A 25512-nucleotide genomic window follows, 5' to 3' on the forward strand; every position below is an offset into this window, starting at 1 on the left:
GGATACATACGACAAAACCCCCAGCAGGACGCCGAGGGAGCTTTGGACCTAATAGGAACTTTCCTTAAGGCAGCATGTTTTTTTGACCCGTCGAATAGGTTGGGAAGGCATACTGGATCATGGTGTTGAACTCGTTAAGATACGTGTCCATATGTTTATGATTTTGCTGCTGACCATCGTAATACATCATACGGTTCACAAAATGCGGGTTCGTCGAGATGAAAATATTAGCATCCGGATAAATGCGCGTTAGCATATTCCGTATCGCATTAGCGCTCTCTGCCGGCAAAGGCTTAGCCGAAAGCCAATCCATCTGCGCCCCATGCCCTGAACCGAACAAGCCGGCTCCTTTCTCCGGGTCATTTGTTTTGCTGAGCATTTTGATGCCATCGTCACCGGCGCCCATCGCTTGCATGCCTCCCATATCCACAGCGACATAAATGTTGTGATCTGTTATCGCTACTGCCGTGTTCCCCAGGTGTGCCGCTTGGATAATCCCATCTGCCAGATCGCGATTCATCGTCATATGAGTATTCGTATGTGCTTTTATGTTATCAATGGTTGACGGTCGAATAGAAGGCAGCGGTGATTGGTTAACACTTTTAGCCCCCAATGAAGCATTCTCATTGTTCCTGAGGCTGGTATCCCAAGTACCCGCATTCGGATTTGATGAACTGGCTCCTCCATGATTGTTCGGACTTGCTGCTGTACAGCCGGCAGCCGTGGCCATGAGCACAACCGACATAACGATCTGAATCATTGTCTTTTTCATAAACAGGTTCCCCCTTCTTGTTGCTCTTTCTTTATTTGTTGTTCTCCTGCGCTTCTTGCGCATAAGCAATCAATGCGACCTCGTACCCCAACTCGTCCTTCATCCGGGACTCCAAGCTGCGCAAATCTTCCAGCAACTCTTCGTGTGCGCCTAGATTAGCGAATTGGTAAGAATCTATACTCATGATCTCATCCTCCTTTCTTGAAAAAAGTCATTAGCGTTAATATGGACATTTATCCTCATTTTTACTAAATAATAAACACGCAAAATGTTTGCTCAGCGCTCGCTGCTGCCTATCTCATGGCGTTGTGCTTTAGGCGTGGCTTCTTATCGATATCGTTGGAATATTCCGAAGGACGAAACTCTGTGGCAATGAGTTAATGGGATATAGTGTGATGAAAAGCAGGGAGTAGCGTTGTGGCTATTACAGTATGATTGTTGGGGTGTTGAGTAGCATAATTTAGGGGATGTTGAGTAGCTGAATTGTGGGAGTAGGAGTGATATGTAACTGAAGTGATGGACTGGGGTATACCCTGATGCCCCATTACTATGTGTCACCAAGGGGAACTATAGGGCTCTATTTTGCCAAAATCAGCATAATGCGCTTGTTTGCAGGAACTACAGTCCCTTATTTGCTCGATACTCGGCGATTTGGGGCCAAAAAAGCAAAAATAGCGTACCGTAGTTCCCATTCAAACGGGAAACACTACTTATAGCTGAAATAGAGTACCACAGTTCCCTCCAGCACTTGGTCGCACTCGGTAGCACTCGGCATCATCCTAAACACTCACACTCCTCCCGCTCCCCGCCTCAGACAAATAAAAAAAGCCTGCAGCCGAAACATCTATCGGCATACAGGCATTTCTCACTTATCGTCTTTCTTACGTGTCTCATCCAGCTCTTCAAGCAACCTACGAACCGCATCAGGGTCCGCAGAACCGCTTTCCTTAAAAGCCCGCAGCTTATTCAGTAAATCAGCCGCGATAGCTTCATCCTCCGTGAGCTGCTCTTCATGGGATGGATCAAACCAAATATAGAATCCTTCCGGCCCGTTGCGCAAGAAGGACTTACGCCAAAACTCCGGATACGCATAGCCTTGTTCTCCGAAAATCATCCCAAGCACGTCATCGCTGTCAATCGGCAGCAAATAATGAAACGATTCCGGTTCGCCGGTATTCGTAAAATCGCGATGCATGTATGCATAATGCAAATAGTGTTCGCCCGTCTCCGCATCCTTGGATACCTCATACAGATCAAGCTCCGTTTGAAGTAATTCCTTTACCGGAATTATTCGCGAGGCGATCGTTTCAGCGGAAATCTTGTGTTGATTTGTGAATGATGCTTCCTGTTCCAGTTGAACTCACCTCTTTCCGATCTCGTTATGCTATGAATCGAGTCTGCGTGTTGATTCCGCTATCGCATTGCGCAAAGAACGTTTAGGCAGCTTCCATTTGTAAAAGACCGCTAACATTCTCAAAATGACGATTAACGCAAAAAGCACGGATATTTGCCAGGCGCCCTGCGACCAGCCCAGACCAATCATGGCACCTGCCAGCATGCCCCACACGGCATAGATTTCATCTCTGAGCACTAGCGGTTTGCGACCGGCCAGCACATCACGGACCATCCCGCCGCCGATCCCTGTTAAAACCGCCGCCACAATCACGGCACTTAGAGGATGGCCCATATTCGTTGCATAAATAGCACCTTGAATGGAAAAGGCCGCTAAGCCGATGGCGTCAAAGAATGCCTCCCACGTCTTCCACATCCGGATGAACTTGACCGGCATCAGGAATACCAATGTCATGGCGAACAAAGCAATTTGGAAATAAAGTCCTTGCTCCCACAATAAAACAACGGGCTTGCCGATTAACAAGTTACGAATGACACCACCGCCGAAAGCTGTTACGAGTCCAAGAACATAAACCCCAAGAATATCATATTCCTCTTCCATAGCAACAATAGCTCCGCTCACGGCGAACGCGATGGTACCGATGATACTGAATAACTCCCAATTCACTTCCTGCAGCCCCTGTCTACTCGATGTCCCAATTCAATTTCACTTCATTGCCGGTCTGTGAGGAACGATAAATCGCATCCAAAATTAAATTATTCGTATAGCCTGTCATAACAGAAGTTATTGGTTGTTGACCGCTTTCGATACAAGCTATGAAATGCTTCATCATGCGCACACGAGCACCTTCATCCTGCTCAGGAACGGTCAGATCCACATCCGCTTCGCGATCAAACATTTCTGCCAAGAGCTTCCCTTTCGAACCGCGAATAGAAGCACCGCCTTCGGAACCAAGCAGCTGCACATAAGGCTGATTATCTGTTTCGATCAGTGCGGCCCAGCTTACATCAAGCGATAGGGTTGCACCATTATCCAGCTTAATAAGCGCTGTAGCTAAATCTTCTACGTCATATTGACCGTCCCAGTTCGGTGTTCCCCAGGAACCGATACCTTTTTTGCGCGGTCCAAATTCGGCGTAAGTAGCGCCATAAACCGATACAGGCTTCGGATTCCCCATCAAGTAGAGGGATAAATCCAACATATGCACGCCAAGGTCAATCAGCGGTCCGCCGCCGGATTTATCCATTTGCGTGAACCAGGTTCCCCAGCCGGGAATGCCTTTGCGTCTCAGCCAGCCTGCTTTGGCATGATAAATATGTCCAAGCGCACCTTTATCAACTTGTTGTTTGACAGCCTGTGATAGAGTCTCCCAACGCAATTGGTGAGGAATCATCAGCACCTTACCAGCCTTGCGCTCTGCTTCTACGATTTGTCTGGCAGATTCAAGGTTCAGTGCCATCGGCTTTTCGAGCAGAACATGCTTGCCTGCCTCTAACGCTTGAACGGCGATTGGCGCATGCCACTCGTTGGATACAGCAATAACCACGGCATCAATGCTTGAGTCAGCAAGCAGCTTGTCCGTACTCTCATAAACCCGCTCAATGTTATGCTGCTTGGCTCTAGCTTCTGCAAGCGGTAAGTACACGTCAGTTACCGCGGCAATTTCTGCCTCAGGCACTTGCTTTAGAACTTCCATATGTACATTTCCGATATTCCCGGAACCGATAATACCGATACGAACTGGTTTTCCTGCTGTCATTTGTATACCCCCCGAAACATGTTAGATTACAATCTTTTATATTATAAATGTGCTTATGTTTCCCCGCAACCGCCAATCTGTCCCTTTTGGAGACGTTTGGGCACGGTTCCCCGATGAATTCGAAAAGATTCTTTAAGGAACTAGCCCTCAATCGCATTTCATTACATATAATAAGATGCTAAAACTTTCTTAATAGTTTGTCTCAAACATAACTAACATTTGAAATGTATCCTAAATATGTAGACCAGCTGGTTAGTTTTTCCGGGTGGAAAACGTGAAGGAGGGCTTGACATGCAAGCAATTACGATTAAATTCAAAAACAAATCCATCCCTGTGCTTAATTTCACACATCGCAGCTCACATATGGAACTGTTGTCCAGCAAACTGAAGGAGTTTGAACTTCATTTTGAATTTCGCAGAAAACTAAAAATGATCTCGATGATTGAGATCATTGGTGATGTCGCTATTTTCAAATATAACGACGGCACAAAGTTGTACCTGGAAGTTTCTTAATGTGAATTCGAAAAATATTCCTTCTGTAGCTGAGTAAGCTCCTGCAGAGAGCGTCGGGCCCATGCTTCCATATCCGACAGCTTTGAGATTTGCACCAAAAGCGCTCTCTCCAGTGATTCTCTATATTCCGGAATAGCACCTGCATAAGGACGTATCGTTGAAATTGGCATTAATGCGATCTCCTGAAACGACAATGCCCGTCTTTGATGAAAAAAAGCAACGCTGGGATCCATCGGATTATGCAAGTCCCCTTGCGTCGGATGATCTTTCACGGCAAGAATACGGACTGCCGCTTTCATCGAATTGCCCATCTCCGCCACTTCACCATAATAAACCCCTGTTTTATACTCAGCAATGACTCGGTCTCCTATTTGAAAACTGCTCATTATCAACATCTCCTATCTTTTATTTGCTGCTTAGCGGCAGCAGATTTCGATATAGCTCATCCACCGACTGCATGCGGTACAACAATTGTCTTTCTTTTCCTGGTTCGAAAATAACGATACACGGCACACTTGTAATTTGCCACTCCCGGCTAATTTGCGGGAGAAAATTAATATTGCTTTTATAAAGCGGCAAATTGGGCTGCATGGTCATGATGACATCAAGCATACGCTCGGTCACTTTGCATGTTCCACAGAAAGGTGTAAATAAAAATACCGCAAAAGCCGTTTCCTGATTGTGAGCGCAATCTAACAATTCTTGCTGGGACAGCTCCTTCATTCTAACTACCTCTTTCATCTAACCATGCCAAACTGTCGGCCGCATACCCAATGAGATGCGGGAAATCGTCCAAATGGCTTTCATCAATTTTTCGACCGAAGGATAGCGTAATTTGATTGTGATAAGCGATCGGATGTATGCCGTATGTGTAGGAAAGAAGCTGAGTGATTAACGGACGATGCTCCCAAATCAAGCCTAGCTGTTCCTCAATATGCTTGCACTCCATTTCCGGATGCTTAACCTTCGTAAAAAGCTTTATGGTGAGCGTACAGCCCGGTTTGGCTGTAGGATTCTCTAAAATTTCAGCGGCCAAATCGCTTAAATGCACATGCAGGTTGATTTCAGCTTTGCTCGGTTTATCGATTTTTCTGGCAAATTCAATCGCATACGTTCGCGACATAGAGGATAGATCCACTAGATCTTCCCGGCGTGTAATAATAATTTTGCCATCCAAATCCAGATCGTAGACGGCTCCTTCAAGGACCACCTTGATGTTATCGTAAATTGTTGGGTCAAACATCGCATACACCTTCTTTCATCTTTTGTTTGATTCGATTATACTAAAAGCATATCACGTAAAGAAGGTGTTACGATGTCAGACAAGCCTCAAGATCAACAGGCTGAATCACAAGGTCAGAAGAAAGTCTCTCTAGCCGACGCAATTAAGCAAAAGCTAGCCCAGAAGAAAGCGGATCAAGCCGCAGCACGCGCAAATCCCAAGCAAGCCGGCAATACAAACCAAAGTGCAAAAAGCCAAATGACGAAAAAAGTCAACAATCAACGTCGCCGTACCGGCGGCAGCTAGTACGATGTAGGTAAAAGCGCCCTGAGAGTCAAACATCAGGGCGCTTTTCATTTTGTCTTATGCGTACTGGATTTCGCGTTGTTTTTTCACATCATCGCTTTCCAGGTATTCATCATACGTAAGCATTTTGTCGATGAGACCTTTCGGCGTGATTTCCATAACGCGGTTTGCGATCGTTTGAATGAATTGATGGTCATGGGAAACGAACAGCATCGTGCCGTCGAAATCAACGAGACCGTTATTCAGTGCTGTGATGGACTCCAAATCCAAATGGTTCGTAGGCTCATCAAGAATGAGAACGTTAGCGCCACTTAGCATCATTTTGGAGAACATGCAGCGTACTTTTTCTCCCCCGGAAAGAACATTCGCTTTCTTCAAAGCTTCTTCGCCAGAGAACAACATACGTCCAAGGAAGCCACGGAGGAACGATTCATCCGGATCTTTGGAGTATTGACGCAACCAATCCACCAAGTTCATTTCAGAATTGAAGTAATCTTGACTGTCTTTTGGGAAATAAGCTTGCGAAGTCGTTACACCCCACGAGAATGTGCCTTCATCCGCTTCCATTTCACCCATCAGGATTTTGAACAGCGTTGTTTTGGCAATGCCGTCCGGACCCACGAACGCGACTTTATCCCCTTTGTTAAGAGTGAACGTCACATTGTTCAATACTTTAACGCCATCGATCGTTTTGGAGATACTCTCAACAGCTAGCAGTTGTTTACCCGCTTCACGCTCACCTTTAAAGTGAATGAACGGATATTTACGGCTGGAAGGGCGAATATCTTCAAGAGTAAGCTTCTCAAGTTGTTTTTTACGGGAAGTAGCTTGCTTGGATTTGGACGCGTTCGCGCTGAAACGAGCGATAAAAGCTTCCAACTCTTTACGTTTTTCTTCCGTTTTCTTGTTAGCGTCTCTAGCCAAGCGAAGTGCGAGTTGACTTGATTCGTACCACCAGTCGTAGTTACCGACATACATTTGAATTTTGCCAAAATCAATATCTGCGATATGCGTACATACTTGGTTCAGGAAGTGACGATCATGGGATACGACGATGACAGTGCCTTCGAAACGAGACAAGAAGTGCTCCAGCCAGCGAATCGACTCTAAGTTCAAATGGTTGGTAGGCTCATCGAGCAGCAAAATATTCGGATTGCCGAACAAAGCTTGCGCCAAGAGAACACGAACTTTCTCGTTGCCGTCAAGGTCTTTCATCTTCGTGTCATGAAGGGAAGTCGGAATGCCTAAGCCGATCAAAAGCTCAGCCGCGTCGGATTCCGCCTGCCAGCCGTCAAGATCCTGGAACTCGCCTTCAAGTTCAGCAGCTCTCATGCCATCTTCTTCAGAGAAATCCGCTTTTGCGTAAAGCGCATCTTTCTCCTCCATAATTTTAAATAAACGTGCATGGCCCATAACGACGGTTTTCAACACTTCGATTTCGTCGAACTCGTAATGGTTTTGTTTCAGAACAGCCATTCTTTCCCCAGGAGTGATCGACACTTCGCCTGTGTTTGGCTCAATTTCGCCGGAAAGAATTTTTAGAAATGTGGATTTTCCCGCACCGTTCGCGCCGATAAGCCCGTAACAGTTCCCCGGAGTAAATTTAATATTGGCGTCTTCGAAAAGGGCTCTTTTGCCGTAACGAAGCGTCACGTTGTTAACATTAATCATGTGGAATACATACCTGCCTTTATTATAGTTTCTTCTATCATAACTTATTTCGCTCTATTTCTTCTACCAACTCGGATAAATAAGTCCATCTTTCCATCGCTGCTTCCAAATCGGCCGTCGTTTGCTGTTCCTGCTCATACAAATCGCGAACACGATCAAAATCGCTGCCGGCCGCTTCGATTTGCTGCTTTAAGCTCGCCGCCTTATCTTCCAATGAAGCAATCGTGCCCTCAATTTCGTCCCATTCCTTTTGTTCTTTGAACGTTAGTTTTTTGGGACGGTTTGTGTTTGCTGAACCGCTTGTTGCTGCGGAATTGGCTGGAGCTGCTTTGCCTGCGTTAGAATTGCCGCTAGCTTGCCGCACTAATTCTTTGCGTGCCTGTTCCGCCTCTTCCTGCTCCTGTTTCTCCTCCAAATAGTCGGAGTAGTTGCCGATGTAAGGCTCTATCCGCCCATTGCCATCGAAAGCAAACAGATGCGTAACGGTTCGATCCAAAAAGTAACGATCATGGGAAACGGTTATGACAGCCCCTGGAAAATGATCCAAATAATCTTCCAGTATCGTCAACGTTTGAATGTCCAAATCATTCGTCGGCTCATCAAGGAGCAGCACATTCGGCTCTCCCATAAGTGTACGGAGCAAATACAGCCTGCGCCGCTCACCGCCGGAGAGCTTCCCGATAGGCGACCACTGCAGCGTCGGGGAGAACATAAAACGCTCAAGCATCTGCGAAGCGGAAATGGTTTCGCCATCGGAAGTGCGGATCAATTCGGCCGCTTCCTTGATGTACTCAATGACGCGCATCTTTTCATCCATCTCGACGTTTTCTTGCGTGTAGTAGGCCAGCTTCACGGTTTGGCCGGTCTCGATCGTCCCGCTGTCGGGCTGAATACGCCCGGCGAGCATGTTCAGCAGCGTCGATTTGCCGCTGCCGTTAGGACCGATGATGCCGAGGCGATCCTTCGGCATCACGATGTAGCTGAAGCCGCTCAGCAGCGTCTTCCCGCCCGGGAACGCTTTGGTGACGTCTTCCAGCTCCATCACCTTCTTGCCAAGGCGGCTGCCGGCCAGCGCCATGTCAAGCTTCTCTGCGGAACCGTCCACCTTGTGGTCCCGCAGTTCCTCGGCGCGCTGCACACGCGCCTTCTGCTTCGTCGTGCGCGCCTTCGCGCCGCGACGGAGCCAAGCCAATTCGCGGCGCATCAGATTCTGCCGCTTATCTTCGCTAGCGGCTTCGGATTCCATCCGCTCCGCCTTTTTCTCGAGGAACGCCTCGTAGTTACCCTCGTAGCTGTAGATCTTGCCCCGGTCCAGTTCCAGCATGCGGTTCGTCACCCGCTCCAGGAAGTACCGGTCATGTGTCACAAGCAGTAACGCGCCGCGCCATTTGCCGAGGAATTCCTCGAGCCAAATCGCGGTCTCGTTGTCGATATGGTTCGTCGGCTCATCGAGGATGAGCAGATCGGCAGGCTGGATCAGAACGCGCGCCATGGCGACGCGCTTGCGCTGACCGCCGGACAACAGGCCGACGGGTTTGTCGAACTCGCTGATGCCCAGCTTCATCAGCACGGTTTTGGCCAAGGTGCTGGCTTCCCAGGCACCTTGCTCATCCATGCGCGATTGGGCTGTGAACAGCCGCGCTTGCTTCTTCTCGCTGGCGGGATCAAGCTCCAGCTCAGCCAGGGCCAGCTCATAGTCGCGCAGCGTCTTCATGAGCGGCGTGTCGCCGTGGAATACTTGCTCAAGCACCGTGGAGTTCGGATCGAACTCCGGGTTCTGCGGCAAGTATTCCACCCGGAAATGGTTCGCGTGCACAAGTTTGCCGCGATCCGCAGTTTCCAGCCCCGCCAGCAGCTTCAGCAGCGTGGATTTGCCTGTGCCGTTCACGCCAATGAGACCGATGCGCTGCTTCTCGTTCACCGTGAACGAGATGTCATCGAACAATATTTTGTCGCCAAAGGTCTTGGTAATATTGACTGCGCTCAAAATATTCATGCTTCCACAGGCTCCACGATATAGGCTGATAGAAGTGCTGCAGTGTTAACTACAGCATCCATATGCGTTCGCTCCATGCTGTGTGACGCATGAACGCCAGGACCTACCAGCGCGGCGCGAATATCGCGTCCGCCTCTGAGGGCGGCAGTCGCGTCCGAACTGTATCTCGGGTAGATATCAATGGCATAGCCGATTTCAAGCTTCTCGGCATGCTCGATCATTTTAGAAGTCATGTGGTAATCATACGGACCGGACGAATCCTTGGCACATATGGAGACATCTCGTTCGCTTCCGCTCAAATCATCGCCAAGCGCTCCCATATCCACAGCGATAAAATCAGTAATATCTTCCGGAATAAAAGAGGAGCCATGTCCAACTTCTTCATAATTGGAGAAAAACAATTTGATCGTAAAGAGAGGCTGGATGCTCTCGTCTTTCATAAGCTTAAGCAGACCGAACAAGGAAGCAACACTCGCTTTATCGTCCAAATGACGCGACTTCACGAAGCCGTTCTCCTTCACCTGCACCCGAGGGTCGAACGAAATGTAGTCTCCAACACGGATACCCAGCTCTTGAACTTCTTTTTTGGATTTCACAAGCTCATCGATGCGCACTTCCATGTTCGCTTCATCGCGTTTGAACTCTCTGGCATCTTCATAGACATGAACGGAAGGTCTCGAAGTCAGAATCGTTCCATCATAAACGCGTTCATCGCGCGTATGAATTTGAACGTATTCATTCTCGATTGCACCCATCATAAAACCGCCTAATGAAGTGATTTTTAGCGTGCCGTTATCTTTAATCGAACGAACCATCGCCCCAAGGGTATCCACATGAGCGGAAATGCCAATCACTCGGTCATTACGCGCACCTGGAACGGTCACCACACCGCATCCCTTATTCGTATATGTAAGCTCGTAACCCAGCTTATTCACTTCTTGTTCAACCTTTTTCATAATGTGATGCGTAAATCCTGTCGGGCTAGGTGTCCGCAGAAGCATCTCAAGCACTTCAGTCATATAAGCTTTATCTAGTTTCGACTTCACTTGGGATTCCTCCCTTTTCTATAAATTAATAGGATTCCTATAAACACACAAAAACAGTGCAGCCTAGGAATTATAGCTGCGCAAGCGGCAAAAACCGCTATGCTAACCCCTTCTAAGGATACTACACTGTTCCCTTGTGTTTTTCAAACGCAATTAGCTTACAAAATCAACGCAAATGGAAGTGCCGTCAAGAACTGTCTTCATATGAGCTTTTACTTCTTCATGCACAGGATGCGTGTCATATACTTTCAGATCCTCTAGAGAATCAAATTTTGTAATCAACGCAATATCATATGAACGTTCCAAATGCAGAATGTCTGTACCTACTTCAATATGGCGCAGAACCGGAATTTTACCTTCCATGTTCGTAAGTACCGCTTTGGTTACTTCAACAGCTTCAGGACTACGATCTTTGAGCTTAAAAAACACAACGTGAGTTAACATTGGACATTTCCCCCTAATTGGTTACTTTTGCTTTGGCAGACCATTCTTCTACGTTCCAAACTCTAGTGACCCAGCCTTCATAAAATTCCGGTTCGTGGCAAACAAGCAAAACCGTTCCTTTGTAAGCGATTAAAGCTCTCTGCAGCTCTTCTTTGGCAACAACGTCCAAATGGTTCGTAGGCTCGTCGAACAATAGCCAGTTGCTTTCTCTCATCAGCAGCTTGCAAAGCCTCACTTTGGCTTGCTCTCCCCCGCTGAGCATGCTCATGGCGCGGGTGATGTGCTCGTTTTTCAAACCGCATCGCGCGAGCGCACCTCTGACTTCGTTTTGATTCATGGAAGAAAACTCATTCCAAACATCGTCAATCGGCGTCATATTCGGGGCTTTGACCTCTTGCTCAAAGTAAGCAGGGCTTAAGTAATCGCCTTGATACGTTTTGCCGCTAAAAGGTTCAATTTTGCCAAGAATCGTCTTGAGCAGCGTAGATTTCCCTACCCCGTTACAGCCGACGATGGCAATTTTCTCGCCGCGTTCAATCGTCACATTCATCTTCGGCAAAAGCGGACGATCATACCCGATCTCCAGATTCTCTGCCTCAAATACGATTCTTCCACTCGTGCGAGATTCCTTGAATACGAACGTTGGCTTCATCGCCGTTTCCGGACGTTCGATTCGCTCAACCTTCTCAAGCTGCTTCTGACGGCTTTTGGCCCGTGTAGAAGTTGAAGCCCGTGCTTTATTGCGCGCAATAAAGTCTTCCTGTTTCTTAATGTACTCCTGCTGCTTTTCGTAAGCGTCAATATGCTGTGATTTGTTCATTTCGGCCATATCAAGAAATTTCTCATAGTTCGCCGTATAACGAGTCAACTTCGTAAACTCCAAATGATAGATCACATTAACAACTTCATTCATGAATTCCGTATCATGGGATATCAGCATAAACGCAAACGGGTAGTCTTTGAGATACATTTTCAACCATTCAATATGTTCTACGTCCAGATAGTTCGTAGGCTCGTCCAAGAGCAGTACGGTCGGCTTTTCCAATAGCAGCTTAGCCAGAAGAACTTTGGTCCGCTGTCCCCCGCTAAGTGATGTCACGTCACGATCCAAACCTATTGCGTTAAGACCAAGTCCGTTACCCATCTCTTCGATTTTCACGTCCAGCATATAGAAACCGCCGATGTCCAAACGTTCCTGAATTTCGCCCATCTGCTCTAGAAGCACTTCAAGTTCTTCCGGGGTGGCATCCGCCATCTTATCGGTAATCGCCATCATGTTTTTCTCTTCTTCAAAAAGAGGAAGAAACGCATCGCGCAAAATATCGCGAATCGTTTTACCAGGTGTAAGCACTGAGTGCTGATCCAAATATCCGTACTGAACTCTAGGCGTCCACTCTACTTTGCCTGTATCTTTCAAAAGTTTGCCGGTCAATATATTCATTAATGTGGATTTCCCCACACCATTCGCTCCAACAATACCAACGCGCTCGCCGGCCAGCAAACGGAAGGATACATTTTTAAATAATGTACGATCTCCAAAGCTGTGGCTTAAATCTTCTATCGTTAAAAGACTCATTGTAAAAATCTGAACTCCTGTCTGTTAAAAAATCGCCCCTATTCGTGACTTCTTATTATACCACTGCTAGAGCTAGACAGGAAATAGTTAAATTTTCAACATCGAAATATCATCTCTTGGCGAACAATCCTAATCTCATCTCCGTCTTTTAACAAATAAGATTGGTAGGCAACGAGCTCCTCACCGTTGAGGCAGGTCCCGTTTGTGGAGCCCGAATCCTTCAGTTCATAACCTTGTTCACTTTTGGTGATTTCGGCATGTACCCTGGAAACACCCGCTTCTTCCAACACATAATCTACCTTTAAATTCGCATCTCCCCTGCCAATTGTAAAATGGTCGCTAACGATTGCTACTAATCTTGGCGAATCCTGAATTTGTATTTCAAGTCTAGGCCCTTGCAAAGTGTTCCTTAGGTTTCCAAGAATAACGGTGGCATTGTGACCTTTTTTTGGAATTAGTGTTGTATGCAAATGCAAATTTTGATAGTGAGTTTGAATATCTCCAGGCTCATTTTCAAGTTTAGACATTGCATTATTATTTTCAATTGGTAATTGCGGTTTGTTTTGCTCGCGCTTGTATCGCGGCATCCCCAGAAATTTTGAAACAAACCATATGTCCGCGAGCAAAATTGTCATTCCTGCTGTTAGGTGCAGCGTACTTGCCGAAGGTAAGGAAATATAGTGCCGCCATAAAAAGGAAGCTGCCACACTTACACCCGCAAGTACGAAAATTTGCAATCTTTGCGAAAGCGGAGTAAAAGAAACTGCTTGACCAGTGTTTGCACCACCGACGTCCATCGTTGGTTTATTTCCCAATATCTCACCGGATGGAATGCTTATTTTAGCGGGCTTGTTCAGCGTATTTTGCTGCCATATTGGCTTTGGCAATTCCTCTTGCATAGCGGGCTTCTTCTCATCCATCAGATTGCGCAGGCATTGTTTGAAATCTCGTAAACTTTGATGACGAAGCATTAAATCTAACCACGACTCCAATTCTTCCTTCTCATTTGCATCGATTTTCAAGGCGATCTGACTCGCTAAGCTTTTTAAAGAAGTCATAACATCCCCGCCAGTGCTGCAAGATTCCATCGGCACATACGTTAAAAAGACATCAGACCAATCACTGCCAATAAAGATGAAATTTTCTCTCAAAACGAATCCCGTCTCCAGCAGCATATAATTTTTACTATCTTCCAATGCACAAACAATTGCATACAGAAGTCTGGCAAAATCCCATCTCGAAAAGCCTTCAATCTTCAATACTTGAACAAGCATTCGTTTGGCCGCTAATCGATAAAGCAGACTGATTCGAAGATCTACCTCCTGGATTTCCAGCGGCAGCAACTTGGGGATTGTGTTAGCTTCAAGCATCTTGACTTGTAACGTTGAGAAGTCTTCTGCCTTCAGTCCGTCCGAGTCGTCTTTGCATAGCCTCATATAATGGCCATGACGGTATACAAATTCATAGCGCAGTCCGAATACTTCTTCCGTCACGGATTCACCTCTTCTCATAAAAATGAGTAATACCAGGTCAAGGCGGCGCCCGGCACAACCGCATACATAAACGGAAACTTCATATTGGTTTGATGCTTCATTCCCATTACGCTATTCACATCATGTAATATCACAATCGAAAAAAGCCATTTCGCCAGCTTCTGTCCCGTTACCGCCACTCGTTTGCGCATAATCAGCAAAATAAGTCCGATGATTCCTGCAATAAGTATGGAATACAGCATTAATTTAAGAACAAAACTCAAGCCCATCATCGCGCCAACCGCCGTAAAAAGCTTAACATCCCCTGCGCCAAGCGCACCGATGAGATAGAGAAGGATAAGCGAGATAAGTGCACCGCCTGCTCCCGCCAACGCAAAAACAAGACCGTTCCAGCCATCTTCATACACATGGAACGCCAAACCTGTCAAAGTGCCGCAAACGGTTAACCGGTTGGGAATTATGGCGCTGCGCGCATCTGTTACAAAAGCAATTGAAATAAAGATCAAAAAAATATAATAAATCTAAAGTCCCCCTCATAGTGAAAATGCGGTTATGCGCCTACCCATGCTCGTTCAAATGCCCTCTTTTTTAAAATGATCGTTTGATTCAGAAATGGAAGAGGAAGTTTAAAGGAAATTTGCGCTTCAATAACCAAAAAAGCATCACCCCCGGTTTCCAAGCTCGGGAGCGTTACGGAAGTTACACTGAAGTTATTTTTTGAAACTGTGGAACGATCGCAAAAAGCATAAACAATCGGTGTGAACGCACCAAGTAGACGGGGTTGAACTTGCTGCTCATACACATCATTTATCCCGGCTCTCACCTGTTCCTCACCTAGCTCCCGCTTCTCTTTTTCCCACTTTATTAGTTCTAGAAGCGGTTCGGGAATATATGCAGCATACTCTTCTGATAAGTTTTCTGCATTCACTGCTTGATCTCTGACCGATTGAACGCGGTCGATGACATTATTCATTATTTCTGCCGGACGACTTTGATCAAATTTCGTTTTCGCTTCTTGTACGAGAAGTCTTACAGGGTATATTTGACCTGCTATGGATTTGGTTGCTTCCGTCACTCCGGCTTGTAAAGCCATCTCTAGACATGCAATTTGAATACATATGATAAGACCAACAACAAAGGCAAGAAAAAAAGGCATCACCAGTGCGGCTTCCAACACAATGCCACCTCTTTGCTCACGATAAAACTTATGAAGCATGCAGCCCCTCCCACATTCAATACGCGATGGCAGCCGTACTCGTAAATTGGCATCGATTGCCTGTCACTTTGCAGCTGAGCAGCCCGCTTCCATCCAACAGCTTCATCATTTGCGGAATAAACCACAGCTTAACATCACTCGAAGCATTCCCTTGTATATAGGTCGCTGCCTTCATTAAATCCTTTCCGGTTTCCAGCTCAATTAGCGCCTGCATTCTAGCCAAAAGCTTCGGATTCTCGCTGTGCATGAGCATGAATATTCGCAAATAATCCTTGTAAGTCAAACTGAGAGCCGAGATCGTAATTTTCGCGGATAACTCTACCGCTTCGCCTTTCACCAGCTTCGTCATATCTTGAAAAGCAATCAAAGCTCCCTCCGCTGCTGCAGCCAACAGCACCAACAAGGGAGAACCTAGATGAAGGAGCTCCTTTTTGGGATCGAGCAGCGCTTCAAGTATGCGGATTGCCAAACGAAAAGCGAACATTTCTGCATAGGCAGTCGAAATATTCGCCGCACATGAAGAAAATCCATAGAGTAAATATTCCACCTCTTGATTCGCTAACGCGTGAGTGCTCGGATCTATTCTTTCATTTGAAGCTTTTGCTTTTCCCGCTTGATCCATTTCTAAACCAAGGGTGCGGTAATTAAACTTGGTCAAAGCAAATTCATTGACATAAAGTTCATTGCGCATAGATTCCGCCGCGTTATTAAAAACCTCAAGCATGTCCATCGCCTTCAAACTTACCGGCTCCGATTTCTCCAAATCATACGCAATCTCACTGCCAATTGTGGTGTCTTGTGCATTCGCTTCCCTGTATTTCTGGTAGTATCCCTTTGTCGCGGATCCTTGAAGCCGCTCATAAAGCTCCCCATCGCCATTCTGGCCATTCACTACTTTGCAACCGCCAATTGATTGCTTTGCTTGATCCAGAATCGTTTGAATCTTATTTCTTTGCTCATTCTTATTCGCTGCAATGGCGCCCTTTCTATCCATTCTTGATCGCTCCAAAATTGTTTGCTTCCCATAAAAAGCGTTGGACTCCGACCAATAGGCATCATTAGCCAAATTAACTTTATTTGTATTTTTCGCCGTATACAATTGAACAGAAGCAACTTTGTCTTGAAAGGCTGCAAATAAAGCGGAAATACTGGCCACAGCTGTTTGATATGTGTAAAAGTAATCGTCCCCCATGACAGAAACATGCTGAAAAACCTCATTCACACGGTTTGTTCCATTACCTTGGCTGCTGCTTGAAGCCTCAACTAACTTCGCGCGAATTTCTTCGTTTCGCTGCTTTGCCGTCCGCAAGGCAGGCTCAATCGACTGCTGTAATCGGCCGATTTCCTTAGCATTTGCCAGAACCTCCAGCTTCGTAGCCCCAAGAAGCGCAGCATACTTGATAATCAATTGCAGCAGATTTTGGAGTTCATTTAATTTCCGGGACAGCGCTTGCGCTTGCTCCTCCAATGCCTGTTGGGATGCCAGTATGGACTGCAATTGGCTTTCCACCTGGACGATTTCGTTGCGTACCTCCTCCACCGTATGAATGCCTATTTGAGCCGCTAGATCGTCTAATTCTGAAATTCGCGATTGGAAATAGGTATGATACAAGGTGGTTTTGCCATGCAGCTCCTCACTGCTGTGCCATGCTTCATCGAGCGCTTTTTCTCTTTGATCAATGAGCTTCTCTCCCCCGGCCGCTTCCTTGGAAAACTGGCTTCCAAGCTGGAATGGAGCTTTCGTCCCTGTTTTGCGAAATTTATCCGTAATCTCGAGCGTAAACTCGATAGGCGCCTTGATTTTCATATCCTCCAGCACTTGGCGCTCAAATATGACGTGGCTGGCTAACGCGTATACCGGCGTAACTCGCTCCTTATGCGCTACAGGCTTTGTATCCACATAATGAAAAGCGCCGGACGATACTTGACCAGACAAATTATTTGCGAAAACAGTACGAAAAATATCCTCTGACTTCTCTTGCGAAATTCCAAGTCCATATAAGCCCATAGCCTGAAGCTCTGTGTCAAATGAGGACATCACCGAGCGTGCAGCGGCTTTGACCGCTGATTCTGTCTCCTTCTCCGCCAATTTCACTCTGGCAAAATCAATAAGCACCGCCTGGAACAAAAAAATCGGCACGATAATCATAATCAGATAGACGGAAACGGCCCCTCTCTCTGAACGAATAAATGTCCTCAAAAACTCCCCCCATTCTAATTATGGATGACAACTACGATTCCCTTACGTTCCAGCTCTTTGCGAAAACTGTTGGAAGGCACGCTTTTCTCATTGGCATTCTTCTTGAAAAAATGCCATACGACCCCTTTCACTTGTGTGCCCTCATTTAAAAGCTCTACATCCTTTGGCATTTGCTCCGCACGAAGCTGAGACTCCGTCAAACTGTAAAAGGCTTGATGAGAAATGCCGCGAGCATCCAATGCATCTATCGTTCTGCTTTTTCCCGACTCCGTTATCAAAACGACCTCAGAGCCGCCAACTAACGATCGCAAATAAGCTGCGGCCTGGCGTTCCGATTTTATCGTAATACTTGGTCCTGCTAGGTTGCCGTTAGCCGGTTCTACAAGTGCTTCCCTTGCTTTTTGCGGTGAAATTCTGTCCTTGATCGCTCTAAAATAAGTCCGTGTAATGTCCGTTATACGAATAAGCTCTACTGGCTCTACAACATGTGAAACCGCTCTTCCTCCCGTCTGATTAGCGTTAAACCACCTGCTCATTACCGGTGACAGATGAAAAGCTTTCTGCAGCCTCACCTCTACTTGTTGGTCTAGCAAATAATTGGAGAACTTCGCTGTGCCCGTCACTCCTTGCGGCAGCAAAGGTGAAATTCTAACTAATTTTCTCTCGACGAGCCCCTTCGCATCCTCCGATGGAAGCACAATTTCGGTTGCCCCATTCGACACCAATCGCCCGAATAAATCTGATACGTTGTTTTGTGTAAGACGGAAGTAAAGACCGTCATTTTCAGCAGGATGATAATTTCCCGTCATCAAATCTTTATGGCTATTGTCCCATGAAAAAGCCAGCCGTTCCGCTGCTGTTCTTGCGATCTGTTGAAGATACACGTTTTGATAGGCATACAAACTCACGAAGAGAAGTGTAATTGCACAAAATAAAAGGAGCGGAAATACAAGTGAGGCTTCAATCGTAAAGCTTCCCTGTTCGCTGCTTCTGAAACGCGGCCTGCAGCTATGGCGCACAGCTTGTCGTAGGACTGGGGGCGCAAGGTGCCACTGAACTGTTGTTTTTTAGATCAGAATTGGCATCCCCAATCAATTTCTGAAACCACGAGACGATCCATTTTCTAAAGATGATCGCAATAGCAACAAGCACAGCGACGATCAATAAAATTTCTAAAGTCCCGAGTCCATCTTCCTTTTTCCAAAATGACTTTAACCCTTCAAGCATCTTTCTCATCTCTTCTAACCTCCGGATATTATTTCATCATTAGCATCGCTGGGGCGGCGACAATAACCATCACCACAACAAAAATTAGAACCATGGGGAATACAAGCTTAGATGATGCTTCCTCCCCAAGTGTTCGTGCAACAGTTTTTCTGCGCTGCCATAGATCTAAAGAAAGCGAATGAAGAGCGGTTACGAAGTCGTTTCCTCCTCTTTTATAGTTCAGCAAGATGGCTGAAGTAAACAAAGATACTTCATGGAGTGCGCAGCGTTTACTGAAGTCTTCCATCACTCTTGAAAATGAGACGTTCATCTCCAGTTCATGCACCGCTTGAGACAGCTCCTTGTACAGCGGCGATTGCGCTTTATGAGGACGAGCCTCTACGCAGCGAATCCACGCTCGATTGACGGTTTCACCGGCATTAACAAGCAGCACGATCGTGCTCAATACCTCTGGCAATTCCATGATCATGAGGAGTTGTTTCTTCCTGATTTTCACATCCAAATCACGTACCATCAGCAAAGGAATAATGACAGTAACGAGCAGCCCAAAAGCCAAAACCGATCCATCTCCGCTTGCAAGAATCGAAAGAAGAGTCACGATAACTAGAGAGAGCGTGCTCATGGAAATTAGTTCCGCGTAAAAATATTTACACCCATAGGCAGATAAACCTCTCCCATAAATTTTAAGTAGACTATGGTGAATTTTGGATGTAAAGTCGGGCAATTTTTCCATCAGACCAAGCTGATCCACAAGCAAATAACTGCAAGGAAGCAATACTTTCATACGGAAGGGATACGGATATTCATTCATAAAATCTGCATGCCGTTTGCGTCCCCAAAGCAGCAAAATAAGTATTGCAGCCAGTTCAAGTATCAACATCATTGCGATCCACATATTACACCTTGATATTCATGATTTTTTGAGTGAGGGCAAAGCAGCCGCTTAACATGAATAAACAACCGCTCATGATAACAACACCAACTCCCGAATACAATGGCTGCATATACTCCGGTGATGAAAAGGCAAGTACGGCAACAATCACAATAGGAGCAAACAACAGCACCCTTGACTCAAACCGTTTCTGGGCAATCATGACGTTAATATCCTGCGTAATTTCAAGTTTTTCTCCGATAACAGCGGCAGTCCGCTTCATCACCTCCACCAAATTACCGCCTGTGCGTTTACAGGTAAGGAAGACGTCGGTAAAGCTGACTACGTCCTCTAAATGACTTCGTTCCGCAAAATTCTTCAGTGCCGCTTCAATCGGCTCTCCGTTCTCAACCTTGCGGCAAATGATACTAAATTCAATCACAATCAGGCAGGCTGGATCAGGATACAGCAGTTTTAAGTCTTCCAGGGCTTCTTGAAAAGCGGTTTCAATCGACTTTCCTACTGTCATGGAGGAGGAAAGACAACTTAACGCTTGTTTGAATTGAACATACAGTTTGTTTTTGCGCATCTGGATTAATTGCTGTTTGCGTATGCGAGGAAACACCAATCCTGCCGCCGAAAATACAGCAGCGAAAATGAATGTTTTATAGAAAATGTACCCCACAAGGAAAGCAGGCAAGGCGAGCATAAGAATCGCACTTACTCTTTGCCGTGGTGTTAGATGATACTGATGATAATCTATTAACGTGTGGATGGATTGAGGCGATGGAGCATTCGGGATTTTGACCTTATTCGTTGAGGTTTTATTATTTTTGCGGCGTTCCAGGTACATCAAAACAAACCAACTCAGCGTACCCGTAATAAGAAGAAGCAGTATCATCGTCATCCAGCTCCACACTCTCCCTCCCAGTTCGAGAACCACTCGGGCAGCTTCGTGCCAGCCATTCGGATTTTGTGCATATTGCGCAGTTCGTTGCCTGTATAAGCGAGTTCCCCAATTACTGTATCCTCTGACACATCCCCTCTTTCCTCGAATAAAAACAGCGGATTGAGCTGCACCTCACCATCCTTCACACCGATGACTTCATGAATTTCTGTCACTTTCCGGCTGCGATCGCGAATTCGGCTGATATGAATCATCACATCAAGAGCTGAAGCAATTTGTTTACGAATCACCTCTATCGGCAGAGGAGCGCCACTAAGCACCATAGTCTCCAATCTGCTAAGCATATCAACGGAAGAATTGCCGTGACCTGTGCTTAGGGATCCATCATGACCTGTATTCATTGCAGCTAGCATATCTAAAGCTTCAACGCCTCGCACTTCCCCAACGATAATCCGGTTCGGACGCATCCGAAGCGAGGCGCGAATGAGGTCCCTAATGGTGATTTCTCCTCGTCCCTCGGTATTGGCATTCCTGGTTTCCATTCTGACCAAGTTTGGAAGTGTCCGTATTTGTAACTCTGCCGAATCTTCAATTGTAATAATGCGTTCATGCGCAGGAATCCATGCACTAAGCGCATTCAGAAAAGTTGTTTTCCCAGAACCTGTTCCTCCTCCAATAAAGATGTTATACCCGGACTCAACCAACACTTGCAGCATTTCCGCAGCCTTCACAGAGATACTTCCCATTCGGATCAGATCATCCATCAGCAGTGGCTTTTCGGGGAATTTACGAATGGTTAAGGTAGGTCCGCTGAGTGAGGCAGGCGGAAGTACGATGTTAACCCTCGAACCATCCTGCAGACGCGCATCGACGATGGGAGTTGATTGATTAACAATCCTGTTTACTTTGGAAACAATCGTCTGAATAAGATCCTCCAGCTTTTCCGCGCTCTCCAAAGGGTGTGGGTACCGCTCGACTGCACCCTTGCGTTCGAAAAATATATCCTCATGCCCATTCACCATAATCTCAGTAACAGATGGATCATCGATAAGCGGCTGTAAAAGATCCAGCCCACGAAATGAATCGAAAATACGTTTAACCGAGGCATGTATTTCGTCCGATGTCCAATTGTCCTCATTTGCTGCCTGAAAAATGGCTTCTTCGATAAGTTCCTTTAATCTGGCATCGCTAACCGTGCTGGAAAGATCAAGCTTTTCCTTGATTTGCTGCTTCAATTCCATGAATTGACTCATCTTCATCAAGCGACGGCCCCTTCTGCTCCGGATATAGATATCCGTTTACCGTTTAAGAGAGCTGTGAACATGTGATAGGTCTGTTCCGAGAATAACCCGGATTCCCATATCTGCTGCGGCGTTCTGATGATTTTCCACTCGGGGATGTACGGAAGCATAAAGGAGATTTCATTGCCAAGACCAGAGAAATCATTCGTCTGCATCCCTGTATACTTATTCAAAACAAAATGAACATTTTGAAGGAAGCTCATCTGCTTATAGAGCGCCATCGTTTTATAGGCATCATTCAAATCATCTCTTATGAGCCAAATAATGTGGTCGCTGAGCTCCAGTCCTTTCACAATTCGAGGATGCACGGACGCCTCAAGATCTAAGATAATGTAGTCATACTCATTCAATGAGATCAACGTATTGATAAGAACTCGAATCTGTTCTCCGCTTATTTCTTGCATTTCCCTGATCTGGTCATTGGGAGACAAATAATCAAATCGCAAGTGTGGATCATGGGATTTAAGCAATTGCAGCTTGGGCCCGAGTACATCTGGCGAGCTCTTCAAATAGTAAATCAGCTTGGAAAATTGCCCTGTTTCGCCTTGCAGCCATTGCGAGGTTGAACTCACTGTTTCCAAACTCAAATAAAAAACGCGCTCGCCACGAAAAGAAAGCTGTTTGGCCAGATGGATAGACGTCATCGTCTTACCACTATTTCCGCTGGAGCTGTACACAGAGAGAACACACGTTTTTGTCGTTCCGTGGCTCTTCTCCCCATTCGTGTTATCGGCATAAAAAGCTTGCAGCCGCGTGAGCAATTGGTGTAACGCTTGAAACCGGTATAAAAACGGAATTTTCGTTTCTGCATCCATGGAATTGACAATGGTTTCACTTAGAACCATCCTGCGGAGTCCAGTTGTTCGGCGCATTAAAGTTTGGAAATACATTTCCGACATTAATAGCACGCCTTCTAATTGCTGATTCTCAATCACTTCAAACATTAATTCCAGCTTTGAAAACAACTTTACCTGCATGCGCTCGGCGAACTCAGAAGCACGAATGTAGGCGGCAAGCCGCTGCGAGTATTCCTCGTCATGATCTAAAACATAAAGTTGAATTTTGTTCATCGAAACCTCCCAATCTCATGAAAATCACGACATTTTGGCATTCATGCCACTCCCGATTAATACAAAGCTAATGACCAAAAGCACGATCGCGATACGAATTGTTGTCGTTTGATCTTTCATTCACCATCCTCCTCAGCGGTTTAAAAAACAAAAAAAGCACGCGCCGACGTTGGAGAGGTTATCTCCAAAATCAGCGGTGCTTCCGCTTGTTCAAACAATGTATCCAAATTGTACCACATTTTCCTGGGAAATCAATCCCTTTTATTCCCAAGGATATTTCATGGTGAAAAATCCAGCCAACTTTTTACTTTCGACTCTGCGAATTCGTCTCATTTCTGCCCGCTGTGGCGCCGATTCATGCAGCTTCGTCTCCTCTTCCGTTTCCGGAATGACTTGCGGCACTTCTACCGGCACTTTATTATCGTCCAAGGCAACAAAAGTCAGAAAAGACGTCGCGGCAATTTTTCTTGCTCCTGTTTTCAGATCTTCCGTCACGACTTTCACAAAAACCTCCATCGAGCTTTTCCCCGTCCAAGTAACGAATGACTCTAAGCAAACGGAATCAGAGGTATGAATCGGATACAGAAAGTCAACCGAATCCGTCGATGCCGTTACTACGGATCTTCGGCAGTGCTTGTGTGCAGCAATCGAAGCAATATCATCGATGTAGGACATCAGCTTACCGCCAAACAGCGTATTATGATTATTTACATCCGTCGGGAAAATGCGGGATGTTTTAAAGCATCTGGATTCTCTGGCATAACGTTGTTCCATGTCTAATACCCCTTTGCTATGTATCTAATTTCATTATGAATCATCATAACATACTTCGAATTACTTTGGTCATAATTGCTTTTAACTACCGCGCTTCATAAGTTTTGAAAATATTGAAGGGTTCGTCTTCTTTTTTCCGCTTAAACTCATGCTATTCCTTGGAAGAATCTCCTTTAATAGCGGCGATAAAGCGTAATTTAATTGCGCTAAGACCTCGGGATGATCCTGAATGCACTCCCCATTCCAAACCGCTCGCATCACTTTAGACCGAGGCAGCTCAGGCAAGGTACATAATGGAGGAGCCGGAAGCGATTCCGCCCATTCTTTCTCCAACTGTCCCGGGAGGCAGCCGTTGGCGACATAATGCACTCTTTTTCCCCGCTGCCGATAAGAATTAAATCGTTCAAAATGCGCGCGTGAACTGGGCCGATTGCATTTGCCCGGAGAAGCATCGATAACCACGATAATTTCATCTGCGCTATGACAAAGCTCTCGTACTGAAGGATGCTCCCAATGCGTCGAAACGTCCCATAGAATGATCGGCTTTTTGATCGTATGAAGAAGCTTAAAGGAATCTGCGGGGAGCCAAGCATCATGATAACCATCTGGATGAAGAGGCACCCAAGTCGATAAACCGTTATCCCATGAAGCGGAGGAAGATAAGCATTTCTCTTGCGCAGTAATAAGATGAACAGCAAACCTATAATCCTTCGGGGCTTTCATATCGCCGTATAATAACATGTACAAATCCGGTTCAATGGTTGGCTGTTCAATCAGTGCGTTCGGAATGTGGATAGCATTCAAAATTCTAGCAAGAGAAATCGCCGTGAATGTCGATCCTACCCCAGAAAACAGGCCTCCAATGACGATTAACTTATCCGGCGGTAATTGAGAAGTGTGATGCATATTTTCAGTCATATTCGTTTGGTCGGGATAGATGGATCGAAGCCTCATTTTCACTTCCATGGCGGATTGGCATCGGTGCTGGGGATTTTCTTGCAGGAGCAGTCGTACGGTAGAGGTCAGAGCATCAGGCAGCTTTGGCTTTATTTGCTCCAAAGGCTTCTGGGTCATATAGGCAAACTGGCCGCCAGATAATAGGTAATACAGCATAGCGCCGAGAGAATATAAATCAGAACGCGCATCGGTTTGCAAGCCCATAAATTGCTCAGGTGCGGCAAAACCAATGGTCCCCATCTGCATCGTATCAGCCTGTTTGCCCTTTTTGAACTGCCTGGCAACGCCAAAATCAATTAAGCGAACTTGAGACTGCTCGTTAATCATAATATTGGAGGGCTTGAGATCCCGGTAAATAATCGGGCAAGGTTGAAACGTGTGCAAATAATGAAACAGATCACATAACTGAAAAGCGATGTCGACCATTTTCACAAGTGGGAATTCCCGTCCGTTCCCTTCAAACAGATCTTGTAAAGTGGGGCCCTGAATGTAATCCATGACCAAGAAGCCTGTCCCATCGTCTGTTGTAAAATAGTCAACCAATTGAGGCAGCTGCGGATGATGAAGTTTTGCGAGCATTTCTGCTTCTTCCATGAAAGTCATTGTTTCTTCTTCCGATGGGTAAATTCCCTTGACCGCCCACTTCTTCCCCTTCAGCTTCATATCCTCCGCTAAATAAACATGGCTCATGCCACCTTGTCCCAGCATAGATTCAATGCGGTATCTTCCGCCGATACAGGTGCCAATCCATTTCTTTTTCATCTCAACGATAAAAAAGCCCCCTTCATTTCAAGTATTCATTACCTTGATTATAAAAGGGGCCTTCGGTGAAATCTA

27 protein-coding genes are annotated in these 25512 nt (G+C 46.0%); 2 read left to right on the forward strand and 25 right to left on the reverse strand.

The window, feature by feature from the left end; translation table 11 throughout:
* Positions 1–64: 64 nt before the first annotated feature.
* The 5 genes from GC097_RS03120 to GC097_RS03140 all read right to left on the reverse strand — a co-directional run bounded on the left by GC097_RS03120 (position 65) and on the right by GC097_RS03140 (position 3885).
* Entirely contained in the window at positions 65–772 is a 708-nt protein-coding gene (locus GC097_RS03120; protein WP_171681898.1) for a PHP domain-containing protein, read from the reverse strand.
* Between the two features lie 31 nt (positions 773–803).
* On the reverse strand, positions 804–956 hold the full coding sequence (locus tag GC097_RS03125; protein WP_171681899.1) for a hypothetical protein: 153 nt from the start codon (positions 954–956) through the stop codon (positions 804–806).
* 681 nt (positions 957–1637) lie between these two features.
* Positions 1638–1967: a hypothetical protein gene (locus tag GC097_RS03130; protein WP_246293919.1), complete on the reverse strand. Its 330-nt coding sequence runs from the start codon at positions 1965–1967 to the stop codon at positions 1638–1640.
* 189 nt (positions 1968–2156) lie between these two features.
* Positions 2157–2792 (reverse strand): trimeric intracellular cation channel family protein, encoded by a 636-nt coding sequence (locus GC097_RS03135; protein ID WP_171681900.1) that lies wholly within the window; start codon positions 2790–2792, stop codon positions 2157–2159.
* A 16-nt stretch (positions 2793–2808) separates the two neighbouring features.
* Positions 2809–3885, reverse strand: a complete 1077-nt coding sequence (locus GC097_RS03140) for a Gfo/Idh/MocA family protein (protein WP_171681901.1) — start codon at positions 3883–3885, stop codon at positions 2809–2811.
* A 291-nt stretch (positions 3886–4176) separates the two neighbouring features.
* On the opposite strand from GC097_RS03140, the gene GC097_RS03145 reads away from it, so the two are divergent.
* Positions 4177–4398 (forward strand): hypothetical protein, encoded by a 222-nt coding sequence (locus GC097_RS03145; protein WP_167054158.1) that lies wholly within the window; start codon positions 4177–4179, stop codon positions 4396–4398.
* Here the strand turns inward: GC097_RS03145 and kapB are convergent.
* Genes kapB through GC097_RS03160 form a run of 3 tightly spaced genes read right to left on the reverse strand, consistent with a single transcriptional unit; the run spans position 4395 to position 5641 of the window.
* Positions 4395–4784 carry a kinase-associated lipoprotein KapB gene (kapB, locus tag GC097_RS03150; protein WP_246293921.1) on the reverse strand — a complete coding sequence of 130 codons (390 nt, stop codon included), beginning with the start codon at positions 4782–4784 and terminating at the stop codon, positions 4395–4397. The two genes, GC097_RS03145 and kapB, sit on opposite strands and share 4 nt — an antisense overlap.
* Before the next feature lie 19 nt (positions 4785–4803).
* The gene (locus tag GC097_RS03155) at positions 4804–5121 is read right to left on the reverse strand and encodes a thioredoxin family protein (protein ID WP_171681903.1); all 318 of its coding nucleotides are present in this window, start codon (positions 5119–5121) and stop codon (positions 4804–4806) included.
* A 1-nt stretch (position 5122) separates the two neighbouring features.
* Positions 5123–5641: a hypothetical protein gene (locus GC097_RS03160; protein WP_171681904.1), complete on the reverse strand. Its 519-nt coding sequence runs from the start codon at positions 5639–5641 to the stop codon at positions 5123–5125.
* A 72-nt stretch (positions 5642–5713) separates the two neighbouring features.
* Between GC097_RS03160 and GC097_RS03165 the strand changes: the two genes are divergently transcribed.
* Positions 5714–5926, forward strand: coding sequence for a hypothetical protein (locus GC097_RS03165; protein ID WP_171681905.1), 213 nt, complete (start codon positions 5714–5716; stop codon positions 5924–5926).
* Positions 5927–5983: 57 nt separating this feature from the next.
* Here the strand turns inward: GC097_RS03165 and GC097_RS03170 are convergent, their stop codons facing one another.
* The 17 genes from GC097_RS03170 to GC097_RS03250 form a co-directional block, all read right to left on the reverse strand.
* Positions 5984–7597 (reverse strand): ABC-F family ATP-binding cassette domain-containing protein, encoded by a 1614-nt coding sequence (locus GC097_RS03170; protein ID WP_171681906.1) that lies wholly within the window; start codon positions 7595–7597, stop codon positions 5984–5986.
* A 37-nt stretch (positions 7598–7634) separates the two neighbouring features.
* The gene (locus tag GC097_RS03175; RefSeq protein ID WP_171681907.1) at positions 7635–9593 is read right to left on the reverse strand and encodes an ABC-F family ATP-binding cassette domain-containing protein; all 1959 of its coding nucleotides are present in this window, start codon (positions 9591–9593) and stop codon (positions 7635–7637) included.
* Positions 9590–10612 (reverse strand): M42 family metallopeptidase, encoded by a 1023-nt coding sequence (locus GC097_RS03180; RefSeq protein ID WP_171682230.1) that lies wholly within the window; start codon positions 10610–10612, stop codon positions 9590–9592. Before GC097_RS03180 ends, GC097_RS03175 begins: the two co-directional genes overlap by 4 nt.
* A gap of 180 nt (positions 10613–10792) precedes the next feature.
* Positions 10793–11083: a Dabb family protein gene (locus GC097_RS03185; protein WP_047677056.1), complete on the reverse strand. Its 291-nt coding sequence runs from the start codon at positions 11081–11083 to the stop codon at positions 10793–10795.
* Between the two features lie 13 nt (positions 11084–11096).
* Entirely contained in the window at positions 11097–12659 is a 1563-nt protein-coding gene (locus GC097_RS03190) for an ABC-F family ATP-binding cassette domain-containing protein (RefSeq protein WP_171681908.1), read from the reverse strand.
* Positions 12660–12754: 95 nt separating this feature from the next.
* Positions 12755–14152: a DUF6382 domain-containing protein gene (locus GC097_RS03195; RefSeq protein WP_171681909.1), complete on the reverse strand. Its 1398-nt coding sequence runs from the start codon at positions 14150–14152 to the stop codon at positions 12755–12757.
* 14 nt (positions 14153–14166) lie between these two features.
* Positions 14167–14658 (reverse strand): A24 family peptidase, encoded by a 492-nt coding sequence (locus GC097_RS03200; protein WP_171681910.1) that lies wholly within the window; start codon positions 14656–14658, stop codon positions 14167–14169.
* Positions 14659–14702: 44 nt separating this feature from the next.
* Positions 14703–15368, reverse strand: coding sequence for a TadE/TadG family type IV pilus assembly protein (locus GC097_RS03205; RefSeq protein ID WP_171681911.1), 666 nt, complete (start codon positions 15366–15368; stop codon positions 14703–14705).
* A 16-nt stretch (positions 15369–15384) separates the two neighbouring features.
* Entirely contained in the window at positions 15385–17568 is a 2184-nt protein-coding gene (locus tag GC097_RS03210) for a TadE/TadG family type IV pilus assembly protein (RefSeq protein WP_171681912.1), read from the reverse strand.
* A gap of 14 nt (positions 17569–17582) precedes the next feature.
* The gene (locus GC097_RS03215) at positions 17583–18587 is read right to left on the reverse strand and encodes a TadE/TadG family type IV pilus assembly protein (protein ID WP_171681913.1); all 1005 of its coding nucleotides are present in this window, start codon (positions 18585–18587) and stop codon (positions 17583–17585) included.
* Positions 18577–18804, reverse strand: a complete 228-nt coding sequence (locus tag GC097_RS03220) for a Flp1 family type IVb pilin (RefSeq protein ID WP_216625630.1) — start codon at positions 18802–18804, stop codon at positions 18577–18579. The genes GC097_RS03215 and GC097_RS03220 overlap by 11 nt, the downstream gene beginning before the upstream one ends.
* A gap of 19 nt (positions 18805–18823) precedes the next feature.
* Positions 18824–19675: a type II secretion system F family protein gene (locus tag GC097_RS03225; protein ID WP_171681914.1), complete on the reverse strand. Its 852-nt coding sequence runs from the start codon at positions 19673–19675 to the stop codon at positions 18824–18826.
* Between the two features lie 16 nt (positions 19676–19691).
* Positions 19692–20573 carry a type II secretion system F family protein gene (locus GC097_RS03230; RefSeq protein ID WP_171681915.1) on the reverse strand — a complete coding sequence of 294 codons (882 nt, stop codon included), beginning with the start codon at positions 20571–20573 and terminating at the stop codon, positions 19692–19694.
* A complete protein-coding gene (locus GC097_RS03235; protein WP_171681916.1) occupies positions 20570–21832 on the reverse strand; it encodes a TadA family conjugal transfer-associated ATPase in 1263 nt (420 codons plus the stop codon). The genes GC097_RS03230 and GC097_RS03235 overlap by 4 nt, the downstream gene beginning before the upstream one ends.
* Positions 21832–22944 carry a nucleotide-binding protein gene (locus GC097_RS03240; RefSeq protein ID WP_171681917.1) on the reverse strand — a complete coding sequence of 371 codons (1113 nt, stop codon included), beginning with the start codon at positions 22942–22944 and terminating at the stop codon, positions 21832–21834. Before GC097_RS03240 ends, GC097_RS03235 begins: the two co-directional genes overlap by 1 nt.
* Before the next feature lie 261 nt (positions 22945–23205).
* Positions 23206–23718, reverse strand: coding sequence for an acyl-CoA thioesterase (locus tag GC097_RS03245; protein ID WP_171681918.1), 513 nt, complete (start codon positions 23716–23718; stop codon positions 23206–23208).
* Positions 23719–23799: 81 nt separating this feature from the next.
* Positions 23800–25437 carry a serine/threonine protein kinase gene (locus tag GC097_RS03250; RefSeq protein WP_171681919.1) on the reverse strand — a complete coding sequence of 546 codons (1638 nt, stop codon included), beginning with the start codon at positions 25435–25437 and terminating at the stop codon, positions 23800–23802.
* Positions 25438–25512 lie beyond the last annotated feature (75 nt).

The sequence above is a fragment of the Paenibacillus planticolens genome, assembly GCF_013141725.1.
In the GTDB taxonomy this organism is placed as follows: Bacteria; Bacillota; Bacilli; order Paenibacillales; family NBRC-103111; genus Paenibacillus_E; species Paenibacillus_E planticolens.